At 61.6% G+C, this 21,015-nt stretch carries 23 protein-coding genes; 13 read left to right on the forward strand and 10 right to left on the reverse strand.

Features of this window, described 5'->3' with window-relative positions; translation table 11 throughout:
- Nucleotides 1-51: 51 nt before the first annotated feature.
- The 4 genes from K5E37_RS21565 (at nt 52) to K5E37_RS21580 (ending at nt 3,656) form a co-directional block, all read left to right on the forward strand.
- Nucleotides 52-486, forward strand: coding sequence for a rhodanese-like domain-containing protein (locus K5E37_RS21565; protein ID WP_085607595.1), 435 nt, complete (start codon nt 52-54; stop codon nt 484-486).
- Nucleotides 487-740: 254 nt separating this feature from the next.
- Entirely contained in the window at nt 741-1,520 is a 780-nt protein-coding gene (locus K5E37_RS21570) for an ABC transporter substrate-binding protein (protein ID WP_221535094.1), read from the forward strand.
- 128 nt (nt 1,521-1,648) lie between these two features.
- Entirely contained in the window at nt 1,649-2,761 is a 1,113-nt protein-coding gene (locus tag K5E37_RS21575) for a succinylglutamate desuccinylase/aspartoacylase family protein (RefSeq protein ID WP_221535095.1), read from the forward strand.
- 181 nt (nt 2,762-2,942) lie between these two features.
- Nucleotides 2,943-3,656 carry an alpha/beta hydrolase gene (locus K5E37_RS21580; protein ID WP_221535096.1) on the forward strand — a complete coding sequence of 238 codons (714 nt, stop codon included), beginning with the start codon at nt 2,943-2,945 and terminating at the stop codon, nt 3,654-3,656.
- A gap of 3 nt (nt 3,657-3,659) precedes the next feature.
- On the opposite strand, the gene K5E37_RS21585 is transcribed toward K5E37_RS21580, so the two are convergent.
- Nucleotides 3,660-4,226 carry a hypothetical protein gene (locus K5E37_RS21585; protein WP_085748241.1) on the reverse strand — a complete coding sequence of 189 codons (567 nt, stop codon included), beginning with the start codon at nt 4,224-4,226 and terminating at the stop codon, nt 3,660-3,662.
- 86 nt (nt 4,227-4,312) lie between these two features.
- A complete protein-coding gene (locus K5E37_RS21590) occupies nt 4,313-5,086 on the reverse strand; it encodes a hypothetical protein (RefSeq protein ID WP_127797602.1) in 774 nt (257 codons plus the stop codon).
- A 148-nt stretch (nt 5,087-5,234) separates the two neighbouring features.
- On the opposite strand from K5E37_RS21590, the gene K5E37_RS21595 reads away from it, so the two are divergent.
- Together K5E37_RS21595 and K5E37_RS21600 are read left to right on the forward strand one after the other, a co-directional pair.
- Nucleotides 5,235-5,774 carry a chalcone isomerase family protein gene (locus K5E37_RS21595; protein ID WP_221535097.1) on the forward strand — a complete coding sequence of 180 codons (540 nt, stop codon included), beginning with the start codon at nt 5,235-5,237 and terminating at the stop codon, nt 5,772-5,774.
- 97 nt (nt 5,775-5,871) lie between these two features.
- A complete protein-coding gene (locus K5E37_RS21600) occupies nt 5,872-7,170 on the forward strand; it encodes an Nramp family divalent metal transporter (RefSeq protein WP_408980476.1) in 1,299 nt (432 codons plus the stop codon).
- 118 nt (nt 7,171-7,288) lie between these two features.
- Here the strand turns inward: K5E37_RS21600 and K5E37_RS21605 are convergent, their stop codons facing one another.
- A complete protein-coding gene (locus K5E37_RS21605) occupies nt 7,289-8,179 on the reverse strand; it encodes a LysR family transcriptional regulator (RefSeq protein ID WP_221535114.1) in 891 nt (296 codons plus the stop codon).
- 18 nt (nt 8,180-8,197) lie between these two features.
- Here K5E37_RS21605 and K5E37_RS21610 point away from each other — a divergent pair, with 18 nt between their 5' ends.
- Entirely contained in the window at nt 8,198-8,896 is a 699-nt protein-coding gene (locus K5E37_RS21610; protein WP_408980468.1) for an NADPH-dependent F420 reductase, read from the forward strand.
- 180 nt (nt 8,897-9,076) lie between these two features.
- On the opposite strand, the gene K5E37_RS21615 is transcribed toward K5E37_RS21610, so the two are convergent.
- Genes K5E37_RS21615 through K5E37_RS21625 form a run of 3 tightly spaced genes read right to left on the reverse strand, consistent with a single transcriptional unit; the run spans nt 9,077 to nt 11,658 of the window.
- Complete coding sequence (locus tag K5E37_RS21615; protein WP_007956270.1) at nt 9,077-10,258, reverse strand: acetyl-CoA C-acetyltransferase; 1,182 nt, start codon at nt 10,256-10,258, stop codon at nt 9,077-9,079.
- A gap of 11 nt (nt 10,259-10,269) precedes the next feature.
- A complete protein-coding gene (locus tag K5E37_RS21620) occupies nt 10,270-10,935 on the reverse strand; it encodes a CoA transferase subunit B (protein ID WP_007956272.1) in 666 nt (221 codons plus the stop codon).
- Nucleotides 10,936-10,959: 24 nt separating this feature from the next.
- Nucleotides 10,960-11,658, reverse strand: coding sequence for a CoA transferase subunit A (locus tag K5E37_RS21625; RefSeq protein WP_007956274.1), 699 nt, complete (start codon nt 11,656-11,658; stop codon nt 10,960-10,962).
- Nucleotides 11,659-11,942: 284 nt separating this feature from the next.
- On the opposite strand from K5E37_RS21625, the gene K5E37_RS21630 reads away from it, so the two are divergent.
- Complete coding sequence (locus K5E37_RS21630) at nt 11,943-12,821, forward strand: LysR family transcriptional regulator (RefSeq protein ID WP_221535100.1); 879 nt, start codon at nt 11,943-11,945, stop codon at nt 12,819-12,821.
- A 10-nt stretch (nt 12,822-12,831) separates the two neighbouring features.
- On the opposite strand, the gene K5E37_RS21635 is transcribed toward K5E37_RS21630, so the two are convergent.
- Complete coding sequence (locus K5E37_RS21635) at nt 12,832-13,674, reverse strand: NAD-dependent protein deacetylase (protein ID WP_221535101.1); 843 nt, start codon at nt 13,672-13,674, stop codon at nt 12,832-12,834.
- Between the two features lie 80 nt (nt 13,675-13,754).
- Nucleotides 13,755-14,801: a class I SAM-dependent methyltransferase gene (locus tag K5E37_RS21640; protein ID WP_085607571.1), complete on the reverse strand. Its 1,047-nt coding sequence runs from the start codon at nt 14,799-14,801 to the stop codon at nt 13,755-13,757.
- 608 nt (nt 14,802-15,409) lie between these two features.
- Between K5E37_RS21640 and K5E37_RS21645 the strand changes: the two genes are divergently transcribed.
- The 3 genes from K5E37_RS21645 to K5E37_RS21655 all read left to right on the forward strand — a co-directional run bounded on the left by K5E37_RS21645 (nt 15,410) and on the right by K5E37_RS21655 (nt 17,883).
- The gene (locus tag K5E37_RS21645; protein ID WP_221535102.1) at nt 15,410-15,943 is read left to right on the forward strand and encodes a hypothetical protein; all 534 of its coding nucleotides are present in this window, start codon (nt 15,410-15,412) and stop codon (nt 15,941-15,943) included.
- 358 nt (nt 15,944-16,301) lie between these two features.
- Nucleotides 16,302-17,141, forward strand: a complete 840-nt coding sequence (locus K5E37_RS21650; RefSeq protein WP_221535103.1) for a DUF692 domain-containing protein — start codon at nt 16,302-16,304, stop codon at nt 17,139-17,141.
- Nucleotides 17,134-17,883 carry a DUF2063 domain-containing protein gene (locus K5E37_RS21655; protein ID WP_221535104.1) on the forward strand — a complete coding sequence of 250 codons (750 nt, stop codon included), beginning with the start codon at nt 17,134-17,136 and terminating at the stop codon, nt 17,881-17,883. Before K5E37_RS21650 ends, K5E37_RS21655 begins: the two co-directional genes overlap by 8 nt.
- Nucleotides 17,884-18,024: 141 nt before the next feature.
- Here the strand turns inward: K5E37_RS21655 and K5E37_RS21660 are convergent, their stop codons facing one another.
- Both K5E37_RS21660 and K5E37_RS21665 read right to left on the reverse strand, forming a co-directional pair.
- Nucleotides 18,025-19,332, reverse strand: a complete 1,308-nt coding sequence (locus tag K5E37_RS21660) for an ATP-binding protein (RefSeq protein ID WP_221535105.1) — start codon at nt 19,330-19,332, stop codon at nt 18,025-18,027.
- Nucleotides 19,329-20,069: a response regulator gene (locus K5E37_RS21665; RefSeq protein WP_085607563.1), complete on the reverse strand. Its 741-nt coding sequence runs from the start codon at nt 20,067-20,069 to the stop codon at nt 19,329-19,331. The genes K5E37_RS21660 and K5E37_RS21665 overlap by 4 nt, the downstream gene beginning before the upstream one ends.
- A 306-nt stretch (nt 20,070-20,375) precedes the next feature.
- On the opposite strand from K5E37_RS21665, the gene K5E37_RS21670 reads away from it, so the two are divergent.
- Together K5E37_RS21670 and K5E37_RS21675 are read left to right on the forward strand one after the other, a co-directional pair.
- Nucleotides 20,376-20,645, forward strand: coding sequence for a DUF2790 domain-containing protein (locus K5E37_RS21670; RefSeq protein ID WP_007956290.1), 270 nt, complete (start codon nt 20,376-20,378; stop codon nt 20,643-20,645).
- Between the two features lie 29 nt (nt 20,646-20,674).
- Complete coding sequence (locus tag K5E37_RS21675; RefSeq protein WP_221535106.1) at nt 20,675-21,013, forward strand: hypothetical protein; 339 nt, start codon at nt 20,675-20,677, stop codon at nt 21,011-21,013.
- The last annotated feature ends 2 nt before the right edge of the window (nt 21,014-21,015 follow it).

Genomic DNA, 21,015 nt, shown 5'->3' on the forward strand with positions numbered 1-21,015 from the left:
CGGCGGCTCGATAAAGTCTGTTCATCCCCACAGACAAAGGAGTGATTCAACATGCCCAGCCTGGTTCGCGAAATTCCTGCCGCCCCTTCGGCGATTGCCCTGATGCATTTCAGCAACCGTCTGACCTTCGAAACCGATTGTTCCGACGTCTTCAGCAGCCAGGAATCCGGCGAAGTCGACTTTGTGCTGGTGGACGTGCGCGGGCCGCTGGCCTTCGAGCGCGGTCACGTGCCGGGGGCGATCAATATTCCGGGGCGGTTGCTGACGGCGGAAGGGCTGGCGGACTACCCGAAAAACACCCTGTTCGTGGTCTATTGCGCCGGCCCTCACTGCAATGGCGCCAACAAGGCCGCGGTGAAGCTGGCGGCGCTGGGTTATCCGGTCAAGGAGATGATCGGCGGGGTGACCGGCTGGCTCGATGAAGGCTTTCAGCTGAGTGTTGCGACACCGCGCGTCGCCGCCGCACCGATCGCCTGCGATTGCTGATAGCCGGAGGGTTGCCGCTTCGGCGGCACCTTTTGTCGGCTTTGTCCTACAACCCTTGCACCGCTCTGGCGCACACTTTTCCCACGTGATGGCACTCGCCGATTTTCTGTAAGTATTTGTCGCTTAAACACAATTTGCCCCGTGCGCGCCGCCATAGACTGCCGGCCACTTCGGTTTCTTTGCGCTACACAGCCCAAGGCCGAACCTGACAATCGAAAGCTGCCAATAAAAGCCTCCGCACACGGGAGTAATAAATGAAAAAGCTGGTTATGTTCGGTGCCCTGGCACTGTCGATGTTGTCCCTGACCGCCGTGGCCGAAGACGCCAAACCGATCCGTATCGGTATCGAAGCCGGTTACCCGCCATTCTCGATGAAAACCCCTGACGGCAAACTGGCCGGTTTCGACGTGGACATCGGCGATGCGCTGTGTGAGCAGATGAAAGTCAAATGCACCTGGGTCGAGCAAGAGTTCGACGGCCTGATCCCGGCGCTGAAAGTGAAGAAGATCGACGCGATCCTGTCCTCGATGACCATCACTGACGACCGCAAGAAAAACGTCGATTTCACCATCAAGTACTACCATACCCCGGCGCGCTTTGTGATGAAGGCAGGCTCCGGTGTGAAAGACCCGCTGGTCGAGCTCAAAGGCAAGAAAGTCGGCGTGCTGCGCGCCAGTACCCACGACCGTTACGCCACCGAAGTGCTGGTGCCGGCCGGCATCGAGCTGGTGCGTTACGGCTCGCAGCAGGAAGCCAACCTGGACATGGTTTCCGGTCGTATCGACGCGATGCTGGCCGACTCGGTCAACCTGAGCGACGGCTTCCTGAAAACCGACGCCGGCAAAGGCTTCGAATTCGTCGGCCCGACCTACGAAGACGCCAAGTACTTCGGCGGCGGCGCCGGTATCGCAGTGCGTAAAGGCGATACCGAGCTGGCGGAGAAATTCAACAGCGCCATCAACGAAATCCGCGCCAACGGCAAGTACAAGCAAGTGCAGGACAAGTACTTCGACTTTGACGTGTACGGCCATTAATACGCCGTAGAAAAAAGTGGCCCCGTTGACGCGGTGGCCACTTTTTTTTCGCCCGTGATTTATCCTGTCAGCACATTTTCAATGCAGTCATTGCCCCGGCAACGACCACAGAATTCCCGGAGTTCCCCATGCAACGCATCGACCATCTTCTGCCCTGGAGCCACCTGGGCAGCGAACGTTCCCTGAGCGTGTTCCGTTACGGCGCCGGCCCGCGCAAGGTCTACATCCAGGCCAGCCTGCACGCCGATGAACTGCCGGGCATGCGCACCGCGTGGGAACTGAAAAAGCGCCTGGCCGAGCTGGAAAGCAACGGTCAGTTGCAAAGCGTGATCGAACTGGTGCCGGTGGCCAACCCGATCGGCCTCGATCAGCACCTGCAAGGCAGCCACATGGGGCGTTTCGAGCTGGGCAGCGGCAAGAACTTCAACCGCTCCTTCGTCGAACTCAGCGCGCCGGTGGCCGAGCGCGTCGGGAGTCAGTTGGGTAGTGATGCCCAAGCCAACATTGCGTTGATCCGCCAGACCATGGGCCAGGTCCTCGACGAACTGCCAGCTCCGGCCTCGCAACTGGAAGCGCTGCACCGCCTGTTGCTGCGCCACGCCTGTGAGGCCGACATCACCCTCGATCTGCATTGCGATTTCGACGCCGCGATTCATATTTACGCACTGCCGCAGCACTGGCCGCAGTGGCAATCCCTCGCCGCACGCCTGAAGGCTGGCGTGGCGCTGCTGTGTGAAGATTCCGGCGGCAGCTCGTTCGACGAATCCTGCTCCTCGCCGTGGTTGCGCCTGGCTCGGGCCTTCCCGAACGCGGCGATTCCGCCGGCCAACCTCGCCACCACCCTTGAGTTGGGCAGCATGGGCGACACCCGCGTCGATCAGGCCCAGGCCAATTGCGAGGCTATCCTCGGCTTCCTGGCCGAGCAGGGCTTCATCAGCGGCGATTGGCCGAAAGCGCCGGACGAATGCTGTGAAGGCATGCCGTTCGAAGGCACCGAATACCTGTTCGCACCGCATCATGGCGTGGTGAGTTTCCTGCGCGATGCCGGTGAATGGGTCGAGCGCGGCGATGCGCTGTTCGAAGTGGTCGATCCGCTGAACGACCGCGTGACCACCGTTCGCGCCGGCACCAGTGGCGTGTTGTTCGCCATCGATCGCGGACGCTACACCCAGCCGGGTATCTGGCAGGCGAAAGTGGCGGGGCGCGAGCCGATTCGAGTCGGGAAGCTGATCAACGACTGAAGGATCTTCGCTGAATTTGATGGCCTCTTCGCGGGCAAGCCAGCTCCCACAGGTTTCGAGGTGTACGCACAATCACTGTGGGAGCGGGCTTGCCCGCGATGGCGATGTCAGCGGCACCGCAATAGCTGGAAAGACAGTGTTAGGCTCTGCCCCGAACCCTGCACTGTGTGAAGGAAGGCTTATGTTGAAGGTGTTTGCGCTGTTGACGCTGCTGGCGTCCACTGCCGTTCAGGCTCAGACCTCGTTGCAAAATGATCTGCCGCTCAACTACCTGGCCCAGGTGCACCCGGACGCCGAACCGCGTCCGCTGGTGATTTTCCTGCATGGATATGGCAGCAACGAAGCAGACTTGATCGGTATGAAATTTCAGCTGCCCAAGCAGTACAACTACCTGTCGGTGCAGGCACCGATGGCGTTGGGGGAAGGGCGTTTCCAGTGGTTTCGCAAGAAAGGCGAAGGTGCCTACAACGGCGAGACCGACGATCTGAAGGCCAGCAGCCAGAAACTGCGGGCCTTTATCGCCGCTGCGGCGCAGAAATATCACGCGCAACCGGAGAAGGTGTACCTGATCGGTTTCAGCCAGGGCGCGATGATGACCTACGAGGTCGGGTTGCGCCAGCCAGCGGCGGTCGGTGGCATTGCCGCGTTGAGCGGGCGGGTGTTGCCGGTGCTCAAGAGCGAGCTGAAGTCAGAGCAGCATCCACCGCTGGAAATCTTCATCGGCCACGGCACGGCAGATGACCGTGTGCCGTACAGCGGTGGCACCGAGGCCGATGCGTTGTTGCAGAAGCTGTCGTACAAACCGCAATTTCATGCCTATCCCGGCGTCGGCCACAGCATCAGCGCGGCCGAGCTTCGGGATTTGAACGACTGGTTGCAGCAACTCAATCCCTGAGAATCACTTTTCCTTGAGGATGGTCTTCACCAATGCCTCGTGACCGCTCTTGTCGCTGGCCCGGGAAATCACCTGGACCAGCGCCATGCGCGTGCCGGAACCGGCCAGCAACGTGGTGTTGAGGGTCTGGCCGCCGCCCTGGGTGGCGGTGCTGTCGACCTGACGCAAGCCCAGGCCGTTACCTTTCTGGGTCAGGCTCTTTTCGCTGAGTTTGTTGAAGTCCGGCAGGGCTTTGCGCTGGGCGTCGATGAAATCGGAGACGGTGCCGTCGAGGAACGCACTGTCGTTGTCCTTGACGTTGTTGCCTTCGGGAATCTGGTTTTCGGCGACGATGACCACAGTCTTGGTGGCATCGTTGCTGTACATGGTGCCCTTGGCACCGGTCGGCCCGGCCGGCAGCGGGTCGCCGACAAAGCCCTTGGGCAGGACAAAACTGAATTTGCCGTCGAGCATCGAGACCTTCTCGGTGACAGCCTTCTCTTTGGCCTTGGCTGCCTGAGCATTGATGGCGCCGAAACCGGCCACCGCCGCCAACAACAGGACGACGGCTTTCTTGCTAAGCAATGACATTCGAATCTCCGAGGGATGGTCGCGCTTGGGCGGCGATCATCCCACGGAGCACACCCGGCACTCCAGAGCGGTTTGTCCGGGCGGGCTCAGTTCGGCGACGGTGCCGGCGCGGGTTTGGCCAGCAACTGCCGGGTGACGCCCAGCATCGCCACCGAAACGGCCACGGCCACCACGAAACCGCCGAAACCCAGATTGGGAACCGTCAGCGCCAGCACCAGACAAAACGCCGAAAACGAATACATCCCCGTCGCTGTCGCCCGCAACAACGCGGCGGTAAACGCCGGGCCACGGGTCTGCTGGGAAAACACCGCCATCACGCTGCCGAGCACCGGGAACACCGCGAGCAGACCGCTCCAGCGTTCGCCGACGGTGCTGGCCAGCATCGTCACCACCAGCGTCAACGCGGCCCCGGCGATCATCCGCCAGACCAGTTTGTCCGACTTCGGCGCCGAGCCACCGACCACCGGTTGCACCTTGGGGAACAGGTATGGCGCGGCGAGAAGGGCAGTTGCAGCGGCGGCAATCGAGAAGGGCAGAGAGGCCGGTATCAGCGACAGGATCAACGCCAGCACGGCCCAGACCGATAACGAAACCACCAATGCCAGCGGCCAGTTCGCCCGCTGCGCCACCTGCGCATAAGTGACGCAAAACGCGATCATCGCAAACATGGCCGACAGCGCCGCGACCGCCGATTGCGCGGCAAACGCCGGCCCTTGCTCGATGGCGAGGAAAAACAGAATCGGCCCGACCACCACCGGCAATCCCGACAGCCAACCGGCAACGCTGGGGCCCCAACGCTTCCCGGCCAGGGAAATCAGCAGCAAAAAACCGGGAATCAGCAGCAGTTTGAGGATCAGCACGCAGGTGTCTCCGTGGGGTTGAATGAGGGCCACGTTAGCATTGTCGTGAACGGATTGCTGCACTTGTATGCAAAAGATGTATACAAAATGCCGAGCGCGATAGCGGGCTATGCTCTGAGTATCAGGGTTTACCGGAGTCGATGCCGCGATGAGCAGTACACCGAAGGTGTTGCGTGGATGCTGCGGGATCGGCTTGTGGGCCTTGTTGCTGACCCCCACCTGGGCCAGTTGGCAGGACGCGGTGCCCGGCGCACAGATCATCGGCACCGGCGATTTCAGCGTGTTCGGTTTCGACGTCTACAACGCCCGGTTGTGGAGCGCGGCGCGACCGCTGGCCGATGGGCAGCCCTTTGCACTTGAGCTGATCTACCGGCGCTCCATTTCCCGCGATGACCTGGTGAAGGCCAGCGTCGATGAGATCAGGCGTCTGGCCGGTGCTTCCCTCAGCCCGGTGCAACTGGCCGTGTGGCAAACCCAGATGCAGCAATCGTTCGTTGATGTTCAGGCCGGCACGCGGATCACCGGGGTGTACCTGCCGGGGCAGGGTGCGCGGTTCTTTGTCGGCCAACAATTGCAGCATGAAATCGACGATCCGCAGTTTGCCCGGGCGTTTTTCGACATCTGGCTCGACCCGCGTACGCGCAGTCCCGAGCTGCGCCAGCAATTGCTTGGCAACGGTAAACCCTGAACGCAGCACATCTGCGCTTGGGCACGTCGACTGAAACGTCTAAGCTGCGTCTTTCGACTTGTTTCTGGATGTGTGCGTGAAATTCAGTTTGCCCAAAATCGCCACCGCGCCGTTCTGCCCGCCGGAAGTAGCCGGCAGTGTTCCGGTCGATCCCAATGCCTCGTTCTTCAAACGCGTGCTGCGCTTTGCCGGCCCCGGTTTGCTGGTGTCGATCGGCTATATGGATCCGGGCAACTGGGCCACCGCGATCGAGGCCGGTTCGCGCTTCGGCTACAGCCTGTTGTTCGTGGTGTTGCTGGCGAGTCTGGCGGGCATGGTTGTGCAATGCCTGTGCTCGCGATTGGGCATCGCCACCGGGCGCGATCTGGCGCAGCTGTCCCGCGAACGCTACAGCACTCCGACGGCGCGGCTGCAATGGGTGCTGGCGGAAATCTCGATCATCGCCACCGACCTTGCGGAAGTACTCGGCTGCGCGCTGGCGTTTCACCTGTTGCTGGGGTGTTCGCTGACGTTCGGCATCGCCCTGACCGCATTCGATACGTTGCTGGTGCTGGCCCTGCAAAACCGTGGTTTCCGCCGGCTGGAGGCGATCATGCTGGTGCTGGTGGGCACCATCGGCGCGTGCTTCTTTGTTGAATTGCTGTTGATCAAACCGTACTGGCCGGACGTCGCCCAAAGCTTCAAACCGTCACTGTCGGCGATCAGCGATGCCGCGCCGTTGTACCTGGCCATCGGCATCCTCGGCGCCACCGTCATGCCGCACAACCTGTACCTGCACACGTCGATCGTGCAGACACGGCTGATCGGCAAGGATCTGGCCAGCAAGCAGGACGCGGTGAAACTGGCGCGCATCGACACCATCGGTTCGCTGGCGCTGGCGTTGCTGGTCAACGCGGCGATCCTGATTCTCGCGGCGGCTGCCTTTCATCAGTCCGGGCATACCGACGTGGTCGACATCCAGGATGCCTATCATTTGCTCGATCCGCTGGTGGGCGGCGCGCTGGCTAGCGTGCTGTTCGGAGTGGCGCTGCTGGCGTCGGGGCAGAGTTCGACCTTCACCGGCACCATCGCCGGGCAAGTGATCATGGAAGGCTATTTGAACCTGCGGATTCCCTGCTGGCAGCGGCGCCTGATCACCCGCGGGCTGGCGCTGATCCCGGCATTCATCGGCGTGTGGCTGATGGGCGACGGCGCGGTGGGCAAGTTGCTGGTGCTGAGCCAGGTGGTGTTGAGCCTGCAACTGCCGTTTGCGCTGTATCCGCTGATTCGCATGACTAACGACAAACAGTTGATGGGGCCGTTTGTGAATCGCTGGCCGACGCGCCTGCTAGCGTGGGGATTGTTTGTGGTGATCAGCGGGGCGAATGCCTGGCTGATTCTGCAATTGGCGGCGTAATCGGCGTGATCGGCCCCACTCTCCGGGTTCCAATGGGACGCAGAGCGTCCCCGGCTGCATTCCCACGCAGAGCGTGGGAACGATCATGCGTGAAGCGTGGGAGGGATCATTACGATCATCAGCCAAACGCCTCGACCACAAAATCAATGAACACCCGGGTCTTGGCCGGCAGCAAGGTGCGGCTCGGGTAGTACAGCGAAATCGCCCCGGCATCGCACTGCCAGTCGGGCAGCAGCCGCACCAGCTCACCGCGTTCGATCTGCGCGCTGACATCGGGCAGCACCAGCATCGTCACACCCAGACCCAACAGCGCAGCGGTGCGCATGGCCATCGGGTCATTCAGCACGATGTTCGGGTTGAGCAGGGCGCTGGCCTGTTCGCCGGTTTCGTTGTGCATCTGCCATTGGCGCAGGCGCCCGGTGCGCAGGCCGCGCATGACGATGCCGTGGTGATCGGCGAGATCAGCCGGATGTTGCGGCAGGGCACGTCCGGCCAGATACGCCGGCGACGCCACCGCGAGCACTTCGGCGGACGACAATGGCCGGGCGACCACGCCGGGCGTCAGTTCGAATCCGCCGCCGATCGCCACGTCGTAGCCCTCGGCGATCAAATCCACCTGACGATTCTCGAAGTGCCATTCCGGGCGAATCAGCGGATAGCGCGCCAGAAACTCCGGCAGCAGCGGCAGCATGTGATCGATGCCGAACGTCGGCGGCAGGCTGACCTTGAGCACGCCCGCCGGCTCGCCGCGCTCGGTCGCCACCGTCGCAATCGCGGCCTGCAAGGCATCGAGATTGCCGCCGATGCTCGCCAGAAAACCTTCACCGGCCTCGGTCAGCGACAGCTTGCGGGTCGAGCGCTGAAACAGCCGCACGCCGAGGTTGCGTTCAAGAATCGCCACGTTGCGACTGACCGCCGCCGGGGTTAGCGCCAGCAACCGTGCGGCGGCGGAGAAACTGCCGGTCTCGGCGCTGCGGACGAAAGATTCCAGATTGGCAAGGGTTTCCATAGGTTCGACCTGATAGCGATGCTTGAAGATCATTTAAGGCATTACCGGCTAATCAAGTGGGAATGGCAAGCGCAAGATTCGTTTCGAGTCTTACCCCACTTTGAGGAGAACACCATGAGCACTATCGGAATCATCGGCGCCGGCGCCATCGGTTCAGCGTTTGCCAAAGCCTTGTCGCGTCAGGGCACCCCGTTGGTCATCGCCAACAGTCGCGGGCCGGAGACCCTGGCCGAACTGGTCGCAGAACTCGGCCCGACCGCCCGCGCCGTTACCCGTGAAGAAGCCGCCGCCCAGGACATTGTGCTGGTCGCGGTGAACTGGTCGAAATTGCCGACGGCACTGGCCGGGCTGCCGGACTTCGGCGGGCGGATCGTCATCGACGCCAACAACTCGATTGAAGCGCCGTCGTTCAAACCGGTGGACTTGCAGGGGCGGCCGTCCAGCGAAGTGTTCGCCGAATGGGTGCCGGGCGCGCGGGTGGTCAAGGCGTTCAACCACTTGCTGGCGCGTTTGCTGGAAGCGGATCCGGCGTCGGAGGGCGGCAAGCGTGTGTTGTTCCTGTCCGGGGATGATGCGCAAGCCAAGGCTGAAGTGGGTACGCTGATCGATCAGCTCGGCTTCTTCGGTATCGATCTGGGCGAGTTAAGCGTGGGTGCGCGACTGGTGCAGTTCCCGGGCGGGCCGTTGCCGGTGCTGAATCTGGTGAAGTTCGCCTGATTCGATTGCTGAACTCAAACCAAAGTGGGAGCGAGCTTGCTCGCGAAAGTGGCTTTACATTCAACAATAATGTTGACTGTGCCGCCGTCATCGCGAGCAAGCTCGCTCCCACAGTTTTTTTGCGGCAGACAGCGAGCGGATGTCGTGGATCCACCCGCTGTCTGTTATTGCTCTTTGCGTTTAAGCGCGTTCCAGCGCCAGGGCCACGCCTTGACCGCCGCCGATGCACAGGGTCGCCAGACCCTTTTTCGCATCACGCTTGATCATTTCATGCAGCAAAGTCACCAGCACACGGCAGCCCGATGCACCGATCGGGTGACCGAGAGCGATGGCGCCGCCGTTGACGTTGACCTTGTCCAGATCCCATTGCAGATCCTTGGCCACCGCCAGCGATTGCGCGGCGAAGGCTTCGTTGGCTTCGATCAGATCGAGCTGGCCGATGCTCCAGCCGGCCTTGTCCAGGCAGCGACGAGTGGCCGACACCGGGCCGATGCCCATGATCGCCGGGTCAACGCCGGCGTTGGCGTAGGCAGCGATTTTCGCCAGTACCGGCAGGCCCAGGGCCTTGGCTTTTTCGGCGCTCATCAGAATGACCGCAGCCGCGCCGTCGTTCAGCGAAGAGGCGTTGCCAGCGGTGACGCTGCCGTCCTTCTTGAAAGCCGGACGCAGTTTGGCCAGGGATTCGGCGGTGGTGTCGCCGCGTGGCTGCTCGTCAACCTTGAACGCCACCGGATCGCCTTTGCGCTGCGGGATCAGGATCGGGGTGATTTCATCGACAAACCGGCCGGCCTCGATGGCAGCGGCGGCTTTCTGTTGCGACGCGGCAGCGAAGGCGTCCTGCTGCTCGCGGCTGATCTCGTACTTCTCGACCAGGTTTTCGGCGGTGATGCCCATGTGGTAATCGTTGAACGCATCCCACAGGCCATCGCTGATCATGGTGTCGACGATTTGCGCGTGACCCATGCGCAGGCCGGTGCGCGCGCCCGGCATGACGTAGTTGGCCAGACTCATGTTTTCCTGGCCGCCGGCGATGATCACGTCCGCGTCGCCGCAACGGATCGCCTGGGCGCCGAGGTGCAGGGCCTTGAGGCCCGAGCCGCAAACCTTGTTCAGGGTCATGGCCGGTACGGCGTGCGGCAGGCCGGCCTTGATCGCCGACTGGCGCGCCGGGTTCTGGCCGGCGCCGGCGGTCAGCACCTGGCCCATGATCACTTCATCGACCTGAGCACCGTCCAGACCGGTCTGCTCAAGCAACTGGCGGATGACCGCTGCGCCCAGATCCACGGCGGAGACGGTGGCCAGCGATCCCTGGAAACTGCCGATCGCGGTACGCGTGGCGGCAACAATGACGACGTCTTGCATTTTCGAATTCCTCACTCGGCAGCGAACTGCATTTCCGGTACGTGATCCGGGACGATCAGTTTACCAGCGGTTTTGGCGACGATTTCCTCGACGCTGACGCCAGGTGCGCGTTCCTTGAGGACAAAAGCGCCATTTTCGATTTCCAGGTACGCAAGGTCGGTCAGGACGCGCTTGATGCAGCCGGCGCCGGTCAGCGGCAGGCTGCACTGGCTCAGCAACTTGGACTCACCGTCCTTGGAGGCGTGGGTCATGATGACGATGATGTTGTCGGCGCCGGCTACGAGGTCCATCGCACCGCCCATGCCCTTGACCAGTTTGCCGGGGATCATCCATGAGGCGATGTTGCCTTGCACGTCCACTTCGAAGGCGCCAAGTACGGTCAGGTCGACATGACCGCCACGGATCATTGCGAAGGATTCGGCAGAGCTGAAGATCGAAGCGCCGATACGCGCGGTCACGGTCTGCTTGCCGGCGTTGATCATGTCGGCATCGATGGTGTCTTCAGTCGGGAAAGGGCCCATGCCGAGCAGGCCGTTTTCCGATTGCAGCATGACTTCCATGCCTTCGGGGATGTAGTTGGCGACCAGGGTCGGAATGCCGATGCCGAGGTTCACGTAGTAGCCGTCCTGCATTTCGCGGGCGACGCGTTGAGCCATTTGTTCGCGGGTAAGTGCCATGTTCTTGTTCTCTGTCAGCCTGGATTATTTGCGGATGGTGCGTTGTTCGATGCGTTTTTCGAACGTGCCGCAAATGACCCGGTCGACGTAGATGCCGGGCGTGTGGATGTGTGCCGGATCCAGCTCGCCGGGTTCGACGATTTCTTCGACTTCGACCACGGTGATCTTGCCGGCGGTGGCGGCCAGCGGGTTGAAGTTCTGGGCGGTGTGGCGGTAGATGACGTTGCCGAAGTGGTCGGCTTTCCAGCCTTTGACGATGGCGAAGTCGCCGGTGATGGACTCTTCCATCAGGTACTTGCGACCGTGGAATTCACGCACTTCCTTGCCTTCGGCAACCGGAGTGCCGACGCCGGTTGCGGTGAAAAAGGCCGGGATGCCGGCGCCGCCTGCGCGCATTTTTTCGGCGAGGGTGCCTTGCGGAGTCAGGACGACTTCGATGTCGCCTTTGAGCAGTTGCTCTTCGAACAGTTTGTTTTCGCCGACGTAGGAGGCGACCACCTTGCTGATCTGGCGGTCGGTCAGCAGCACGCCGAGGCCGAAGCCATCAACGCCGCAGTTGTTGGAGACGACGGTGAGGTCGCGGGTGCCCTTGCGCTTGATCTCGGCGATCAGGTTTTCCGGAATGCCGCACAGGCCGAAGCCGCCGGCGATCACGGTCATGCCGTCTTCAAGACCTGCCATGGCTTCCTCGTAGGAATACACGCGCTTGTCGAAACCTGCCATATGCACCTCTTTTATTGTTTGTCGGGCGGCTGGCTAGCCGAATGACTGGAGTGTCGCGCTGAAGGATATATTTGTTAAGTTGATTTTTAAGGTTGATTGATTGATAAAGCTCAATAATTAACCTCGTTGATCGTTCCCACGCTCTGCGTGGGAATGCCTCTAGGGACGCTCCGCGTCCCAGTGACGCGGAGCGTCACGGGCTGCGTTACCACGCAGACGGTTCGACGCCTCGACGTGGGAACGATCAATGAGGTGTTCAGCTTAGTCCCTTGAGTGAATCGTTCATGACCATCAAGCAGATCCGCGCCTTTCTTGCCGTGGCCCAGAGCCTGAGCTTCGCCGTGGCCTGCGAGCGCCTGCACCTCTCGCAATCGGCGCTGAGCCTGACCATCAAGGCGCTGGAAGAAGGCCTGGGCGGGCGCCTGTTCAGCCGCAACACGCGCAACGTGGCGTTGACCCCGGAGGGCGAATCGCTGCTGCCGCTGGCCCGGCGCCTGATCGCCGACTGGGACAACGCCGAAGACGAAATGCGCCAGCGCTTCAGCCTTCAGCGCGGGCGGGTGACGCTGGCGGCGATGCCATCGTTTGCCGGCAACCTGCTGCCGCCGATCCTCAAGACCTTCCGCGCGCGTTATCCGAACGTCAACGTCACGGTCAACGACGTGATCAACGAGCAAGTGCTGGAAATGGTCCGCGATCGTCAGGTGGAACTCGGCGTGGCCTTCGAGCCGATGCAGAGCACCTCGCTGACCTTCACGCCGCTTTACCGGGATCGCTTCGTCGCCGTCGTGCCGCAGGATTCGCCGCTGGCCACCCGGAGCGACATTGATTGGCAGACCTTGTTGCAGGAACCGTTCATCACCCTGCAACGACCATCCACGGTTCGGGTGATGCTGGAAGAACACTTGCAGGCCCGAGGGATGAAACTGCCGGTGGAATTTGAAAGCCATCAACTGGCGACGGTCGGGCGGATGGTGGCGAGCGGGCTGGGCGTGAGTGCGGTGCCGGCGTTGTGTGCCGGGCAGATGCGCGAACTGGGCGCGCATTGCCTGACCTTGCACGAGCCGGTGGTGGAGCGGGCGATTGGCGTGCTGACGGATCCGGGGAATGAATTGTCGGCGGCGGCGCAGGCGCTTTTTGACATTCTCAAGGCTGAGCACTGACTTTGGGAGGTCACGAAGTCAGGCGTTGTGTCAGTAGCGGCAATAGCTGTTCGCAGGACGCTTCAATCTTCAAATCCAGCAACTCATCCGCCCGCGTCTTCCCCAGATTGATCGCAATCAGCGGCTTGCCCCGATCCGCAATCACCCGGCACAGGCGAAACGCCGAATACGCCATCAGCGACGAACCGACCACCAGCATCCCGGCGGCATTTTCCGCCAGCGCCATGGCCCGCGCCGCTGTCGGCTGCGCCACGTTCTCACCAAAAAACACCACATCCGGTTTCATCCGCTCGCCAGCGCAATGCGGGCAATGCGGCACCTGAAAGCGTGCCTCGAAGGCCGGGTCGAGCAGGGTGTCGCCGTCCGGTGCCTGCACGGCATCGACACCCGCCAGATATGGATTCTGCGTTTCCATCAAGTGCTGAATCGAATCCCGCTCGCTGCGCTGGCCGCAATCCAGACACAGCACCCGGTGCAGGCTGCCGTGCAGCTCGATGACGTCGTGACTGCCAGCCTGATCGTGCAGGGTGTCGACATTCTGGGTAATCAGGCCGCCAATCCGCCCGTGGCTTTGCAGACTGGCCAGCGCCTCATGGGCGGCGTTCGGCCGCGCCTGACGTACGCGCGGCCAGCCGAGCATGGCCCGGGCCCAATAGCGGCGGCGCGATTCCGGGGCGGCGAGGAATTCCTGGTACATCATCGGCTGCCGGCCACGGCGTACGCCGTCAGTGTCGCGATAATCCGGGATGCCTGACGGCGTGCTGATGCCGGCGCCGGTCAGCACAATGAAGTCGCCGTCGGCCATGACCTGTTGCAGATAGTCGAGCGGGTCGGGGAGGGGACGGTCGAGCATGATCAGCGCTCCGCAGGCTGTAAGTGCCTTGCAGGTTAGCACCGACGGACGCCTCTTTTCAGAGGCGTCCGCTGCCGAGGTTACTTGCGAGCCTCCAGAATCAGGTTGAACGGCGTCTGCGTCGCCCGCCGGAAGTGTTTGAAGCCCGCTTCGGTAAACACTTTGCGCAAGCGCGACTCGCCCGCCTGCGCACCGAGACCGAGTCCCACTTCCTGGGACAGCGAGTTTGGCGTGCAGATGAACGTCGACGCGGCATAGAACAAGCGCCCGACCGGCGTGATGTTTTCGTCCAGGGTGTCGTTGGCAAACGGCTCGACCAGCAGCACGGTGCCGTCGTCTTTCAGGGATTCAAAGGCATGTTTGGCAGCGCCGACCGGATCGCCCATGTCGTGCAGGCAGTCGAAATAGCAGATCAGGTCATAGTCATCGCCGGGATAGCTTTTCGCGGTGCCCTGGAAGAACCGCGCGCGACTGCTAACGCCGCCTTCTTCGGCCCGTTGGGTGGCGACGGTGATCGAAGGCGCGTGATAGTCGAAGCCGACGAACCGCGAGTTGGGATAGGCCTGAGCCATGATCACCGTGGACGCACCGTGACCGCAGCCGATGTCGGCGACCTTGGCGCCTTCTTCGAGTTTGGCCACCACACCGTCCAGCGCCGGCAGCCACTCGGCGATCAAATGCCCCTTGTAGCCGGGGCGGAAGAATCGTTCGGTGCCGGTGAACATGCACGGATGGTGATCGCCCCAGGGCAGGGCGCCGTTGCCGCGCATGGCTTTGACCAGTTTGTCCTTGTCATGGAAAAACGACGCCACCACCCCGAGGCCGCCGGCCACGTACACCGGCGAATCTTCCTTGGCCAGGGCCAGCGCCTGTTCTTCCGGCAGACGAAACTTGCCGTCGTGGTGTTCCATGTAGCCGGACGCCGCGTGGGCGCTCAGCCATTCGCGCACCAGTCGCGGGTTGCAGGTGGTTTTTGCTGCGAGGGATTCGGGGCTGACCGGCTGGCTGTCGGCCATCGCCCGATACAGGCCGAGTTCTTCGCCGACAATGACATTGGCCAGCATCGCCGCGCCGCCCATGTCGTTGACCAGTTTGCCCATGAATTCGTTGAGTCTGGCCTCGTCCATTTCATGTGCTCCTTTGACAGGATCACAGTCCGGTGGCGTTGGGGGTCGAGGCATTCACCACCGGGCGGTGGTCGTGGAAACGGGCAGGGCGACACTGCTGTCCTGCGTCCCCCTCGACTGGGTACTGATTGAGTCTAGCCGCTGTTGGCGCCGGTGGGAGCGGGTTGCGTTGATTTCGAGGCTGTGAATCGTTGTGTATCGCGACGGTGCGTGGATACGCCCTAACAAGGCCGGCAGATCGAAGGCCAGTTCCAGCGCTTTTTTTGACGGGGACGCCTGCGCTGAAAGAAAGGCCAGCAAGACGACGTCTGCTGAAAAGCACGATAGGCGCACTTCCTTACGCAACACGCAGACGTTGCCTACACCTTCGACGTGACGCTATCCCATATTCTGAATCGACTCGGTCGAGGCAAGGACTTTTGAGTGCTGAAGTCTTTGTTTATCTGCGAAGTCCGAAGCCACTTCCTCGCACAGACTGATTGCATCCGCCGAGAAACCGTCCCCGCTACAAGGTATGAGCTCTGTCTTCTTGCCGAGTTACTCACCAATGGTGAACGTGAGCCAAAGCGCAGCAATAAATTAATGCATTGGATGCAACGGAGAGCGAATTGACCGCCTACTTTCCACCGCTGTGCATAGGCGGATTGACGTACAACCTTTCTCATCTCGAACCCTTTACATTCACGATTCAGAGCCAATTGGCGAAGCGTGATTTACGCGTGCATGTCACTTTTACGAATCATTGTTTCAGCAAGGGTTACGATCAAACTTTACATCCGGCTGAAGAGCCAATCCTGCTCGACCATGCCCAGCGCCAGCGTACCTTTTGCATGATCCGCTACCGCCTTTCACTGTCACTGCCGCCAGTGATCAAGGCGTTGAATCATCCACAGGCGAAGGTCCGTGAAACGGCGGCGATGCGAAACTGGGCGTACTCCATCACGATTGAGGATCCGAGCGGGCCCTACCATGTCTTTTTTGAGTTACGCCGTGCTGCAGAAGGGAAGCCGCAAGATCTCAATCTGGTCGTGGAAAGCGCCTACCACCAGACTGAAAAGCCGCCCAGGCTATTCGGGAAAATGGGATTTATGCTGCTGTGCGGTAAGGTCTACCTTCGTCAACCGACCTCCACCAAACGCTGACCCCAGAAACGAAAAAAGGCGCCAAAGGCGCCTTTTTCGATTCGGTAAAGCAGATCCAGACACCACTTGCGAACCGCCTTGCGCGGTTACAGCTCTCGCTGCTGGGAAGCGCTCAATCTCATCTGGTCAGTCGCTTCGATGGGGGCAAAGCTAACGAAAACCGGCGAATACGTCAATGAATTCGTAACTCGCCGTTCGCTAAGAAGGCAGCAGTTCTGTATCCCACTGTGTACAGACTCACCGCCGATACAAAACCCGCCACTTCCCGCGCATTGGCCACATAGCCGCGATACACCCGCCGGTTTAACTGAGCCTGTCAGTCGCCACACCCGGCGGCTCCTCAGCAGAGATCTTGCCCATGCAGATTCCCCACCCCACCTTGCAGGCCAGCGTCGGCCTCGGCCTGCGTCGCGGCCTGATGAAAGACCTGCAAGCCGCCCGCACCGGCGATTTCGATTTTCTGGAAGTCGCCCCGGAAAACTGGATCGGCGTCGGCGGTGCCCATGGCGCCGCGTTGCGTGAGCTGGCCGAGCGGTATCCGTTGTCCTGCCACGGATTGTCGTTGTCGCTCGGTGGCTCGGCGCCGCTGGACGTCGGTTTTCTCCGGGAAGTGCGGGCCTTTCTCGATCATCACAAGGTGCCGCTGTACAGCGAGCACCTGAGTTATTGCAGCGACGACGGTCACCTCTACGACCTGCTGCCGTTGCCGTTCACCGAAGAGGCGGTACACCACGTCGCCGCGCGGATCCGCCAGGCCCAGGACATTCTCGGCCGGCGGCTGGCGGTGGAAAACGTTTCCTACTACGCCGCGCCCCGGCAGGACATGGACGAAGTGACCTTCACCAACGCCGTGCTGCGCGAGGCCGATTGCGATCTGCTGCTGGACGTCAACAACGTCTACGTCAATTCGATCAACCACGGTTTCGATCCGCAGACATTTCTGGCTGCCATCGAGCCGGGCCGGGTGGTCGGGATGCACGTGGCGGGGCATTTCGACGAGTCCGACACGTTGAAGATCGACACCCATGGTGCCTCGGTCAAACCGGTGGTCTGGTCGTTGCTGGCCGACGCTTATGGCCGATTCGGTGCGCAGCCAACCTTGCTGGAACGGGATTTCAATTTCCCGGCGTTTTCTGAACTGGTGGCCGAGTTGCAAACCATCCGCCGCCTGCAAGCCGAAGGAGGCTCGCGTGGATAATCTTCTGCTGCAACAACAGGCGTTGACCCGCTATTTGCGCGATCCAGACCATGAAGCGCCGCCGGCTGACATGAACGCGGCGCGGGTCAATGTCTATCGCGACCTGGTGTTCAACAATGTCTCGCAACTGCTGGGCGGTACGTTTCCGGTGCTGATCCGGATCATCGGCCAGGAACGCTGGCGCACGTTGATCCGCGGTTTCCTGCGGGACTACCGCGCGCAGACGCCGAAATTCGGCGAGATCGCTGAGGAGTTCGTCGGTTACCTCGCCTCGGAGCCGGCCGTATTGGGCGACATTAAATGGCCGGCTTTTCTGGTGGAGTTGGCGCATTACGAATGGGTGGAAATGGTGTTGCAGCAGTCCGACGCCGAAGCCTTGCCCGCGAGCGATCCGGCGCAGTTGCTGGAGCGGTCGTTGCAGGTTTCGGCACTGGCCTGGCCGTTGGCGTACACCTGGCCGGTGCAGATGCTGGGGCCGGATCATCAACCGGCCACGCCACCAGCCCAGCCGACGCTTTTGTTGGTACGGCGCACGACGGACTGGAACGTGAAGTTTTCCGAGCTGAGTCCGCTGGCCTGGCGGTTGTTGCAGCGCATTGGCGAGTTCCCTGCGCTGAACGGTCATGAACAACTGGAAGGGCTGGCGATGGAGGCGGGTTTGCCGGTAACGGCATCGTTCATGGACAGCGGTCTGGCGTTGTTGCGGCAGATGCATGAGGACGGTGTGTTAGGCATTACCTGATTTCGCAAACACCGCAAATCCTGTGGGAGCGGGCTTGGTCCGGGCGGCGATCCGACGAAGAGGCCGGTACAGTCAATGTATTCATCGACTGAACAGACGCCTTCGCGGGCAAGCCCGCTCCCACAGGAATTTATGTTTGGTTTAGGTGTGCAGGGGTAACTTCAGCTCCGCACACAACCCGCCACCTTCACGGTTGCTCAGATTCAGCGAACCGCCCAGCGCCATCGCCAGTTGCTGGGCAATCGCCAGCCCCAGCCCGGTGCCGCCAGTGCTGCGGTTACGAGAGTTTTCCACGCGGTAGAACGGCTCCATCACCTGGGCCAGTTCTTCTTCGGCGATGCCCGGGCCGCGATCCATGACCTTGATCGAAAGGCCGTTCTTGTCCCGTTGAATCAGCAACTCGGCAGCCCCCGCGAACTTCAGCGCGTTGTCGGTCAGGTTGACCAGCACCCGGCGCAACGCGTGGGGGCGGGTGTCGATGACCGCCTCACTCTTGCCGCTCAATTGCACTTCCTTGCCCATGTCCTGATAGTCGAACACCAGGCTGTCGAGGAACGAATCCAGATTGGTGCGTCGGCTTTCCTCGGTCGAGCCGTGGATGCTGCGGGCATAGGCCACGCCTTCGCGCACCAGATGTTCCATCTCGCCGAGGTCGTTCCACAGTTTGTCTTTCTCGGCCGAATCGTCCATGAACTCCGCCCGCAGTTTCATGCGGGTGATCGGGGTTTGCAGGTCGTGGGAGATCGCCGCCAGCAGTTGCATGCGCTCTTTCAGGTACGCGGCGATGCGCGCCTGCATCGAGTTGAAGGCGCGGGCGGCGTAGGCCACTTCATTCGGGCCTTTTTCGTCGAGGTTGATCGGGTGGGCGTTGGGGTCGAGGGTTTCCACCGCGTTGGCGAGGCGGGTGAGGGGGCGGATGGCGATGCGCACCGCCAGCCAGGTGCAGGCGAGCATCAGCGCCAGTTGTCCGAGCAACACCACCGGCAGCCACGGCGACAGCGGCACCATCGACGGACGCACATCGATGGTCACCGGGCTGCCGTCGCTCAGGCGCAGGTGGCCCTGAAAGTGTTTTTTCGGGCCGGGAATGTCGGTGAACGTCAGCGGATAGGCCTCGCCAATTGCATCGGTAATCGAGGTGACGGCAATCGGCACGTCCTGCGGATCCAGCGGTGTGCCCGGTTCACCCTCGCTCAGCAGATAGCCGTAATTCTTGCGGGCCAGGCGCTTGAGCCACATCGGGCGCTCTTCGGCGGGCAGGCGGTCGAGGATGGCAATCGAGGTCGAGACGTCGGTTTCGAGGTTGCCGAGCATGGTGTTCTTCGCGCTTTCGTAGCGCTCGTAATATTGCGCGCCGAACGACAGCGCCTGAGCGAGGATCAGGCCGATCAGGAAAATCAGCGACAAGCGGGAGGCGAGGGTGCGCGGCCAGCGCAGGGCGACATTCATGCGGGGGCTCCGAGGACTTCGACCGGCAGCGAAAACACATAGCCTTCGCTGCGCACGGTCTTGATGTAGGCCGGTTCGCGGGCGTCATCCAGCAGGCGCTGGCGCAGACGGCTGACCAGCAGATCGATGGAACGGTCGAACAGATCGGCGTCGCGGCCCTGGGTCAGGTTGAGCAACTGATCGCGGCTCAGCACCCGTTGCGGATGGTCGAGGAACACCCGCAACAAACGGTATTCCGCGCCACTGAGCGCGACCATGGTGCCGTCGGTGTCCAGCAGATGCCGGGCCGACGTGTCGAGCTGCCAGCGACCGAACGCCAGCAGCCGACCGCTTTCGGTGACCACCAGATTCGGCGGCAGCATCCGTGTGCGCCGCAGCACGGCATTGATCCGCGCGAGCAGCTCGCGTGCGGCGAAGGGTTTGGTCAGGTAGTCGTCGGCGCCCATTTCCAGACCGAGGATGCGGTCGGTTTCATCGTTGCGCGCGGTGAGCATCAGGATCGGCGTGGCCCTGTGTTTGCCCGAGCGTAATTCGCGGCACAGCAGCAAGCCGTCGTCGCCGGGCATCATGATGTCGAGCACGATCAGGTCGACGGTGTTGGCTTCCAGAAAACTGCGCATCTGCCGGCCATCGGCAACCACTGTGGTGCGCAGGCCGTTCTTCTTCAGGTAATTGCCGACCAGTTCGCGAATCTCGCGGTCGTCGTCGACGATCAGGATGTGATCGACATGTTCCATGGGGCCAAACCTCAATCAAAGGGGATTGCCGGGCAGTCTATCGAGCCTGCGCGAGGCCGCCTGCCTGCCTTTGTATTGCAGTGTATCCAGCGCTGTGACGGATACACGCCGACGCAAAAAGCGGATTTTTACAGGGTTTTGTATCGCTGTGTATCCCGGGCGCGTGCGGATACGTAGCGATTTATACACGGCATTTGCCGACACATGCGCGATACCTCGCGAGCTTTAAATGAGCTCCATCGAGGCACACACAGAACGCCTCGGCCAAATCAACGATTCAACCATTGAAGCCCCGAGGAAAACGCCATGAACACCAAGACCAAATCGATCGCTGCCGCTTGCCTGTTTGCCGCTTTGAACATCTGCACCCTGTCGGCCCGCGCCGAAGCCGATGTCACCCCGCAAACCTACTCCTACGGCAGCCACCTGGACATCCAGAAAGTGGTGTCGCTGAAACAGGACAACTCGATGACCTGCGGCATCGTCGACGCCCGCCTGACCTACCTCGACTCGGCCGGCAAGACCCAGGTGCTCGACTACCGCAAATTCGCCGACGGCTGCAACGAAGACAACTGATTACCCACCTCTATAAAAGGAACATCGCCATGAACAACGTATCGCGCTATCTGACCGCTGTTGCCTTCTCCCTCGCCGGCGTCGCGGCCCACGCCAACGCCGCTGTCGAACAGAACAGCTGTGGCAGCAGCACCTGCTTCCAACTGGCTCCAGTGGCCAAGCCGGGCAGCGACGGCCTGATCGCCGCCGACGGTTCCAGTCGTACGCCACAAGGCCAAACACTGGCTGCCGACGGCTCCAGCCGCACGCCACAGGGCCAGACACTGGCCGCCGACGGTTCCAGCCATACGCCGCAAGGCCAGATGGTGGCTGAAAACGGTGCCAGCCGTACGCCGCAAAGCCAATGGCTGGAGAACCAGACGGCTTGAGG

This window comes from Pseudomonas sp. RIT778 (assembly GCF_019718735.1).
In the GTDB taxonomy this organism is placed as follows: domain Bacteria; phylum Pseudomonadota; class Gammaproteobacteria; order Pseudomonadales; family Pseudomonadaceae; genus Aquipseudomonas; species Aquipseudomonas aphyarum.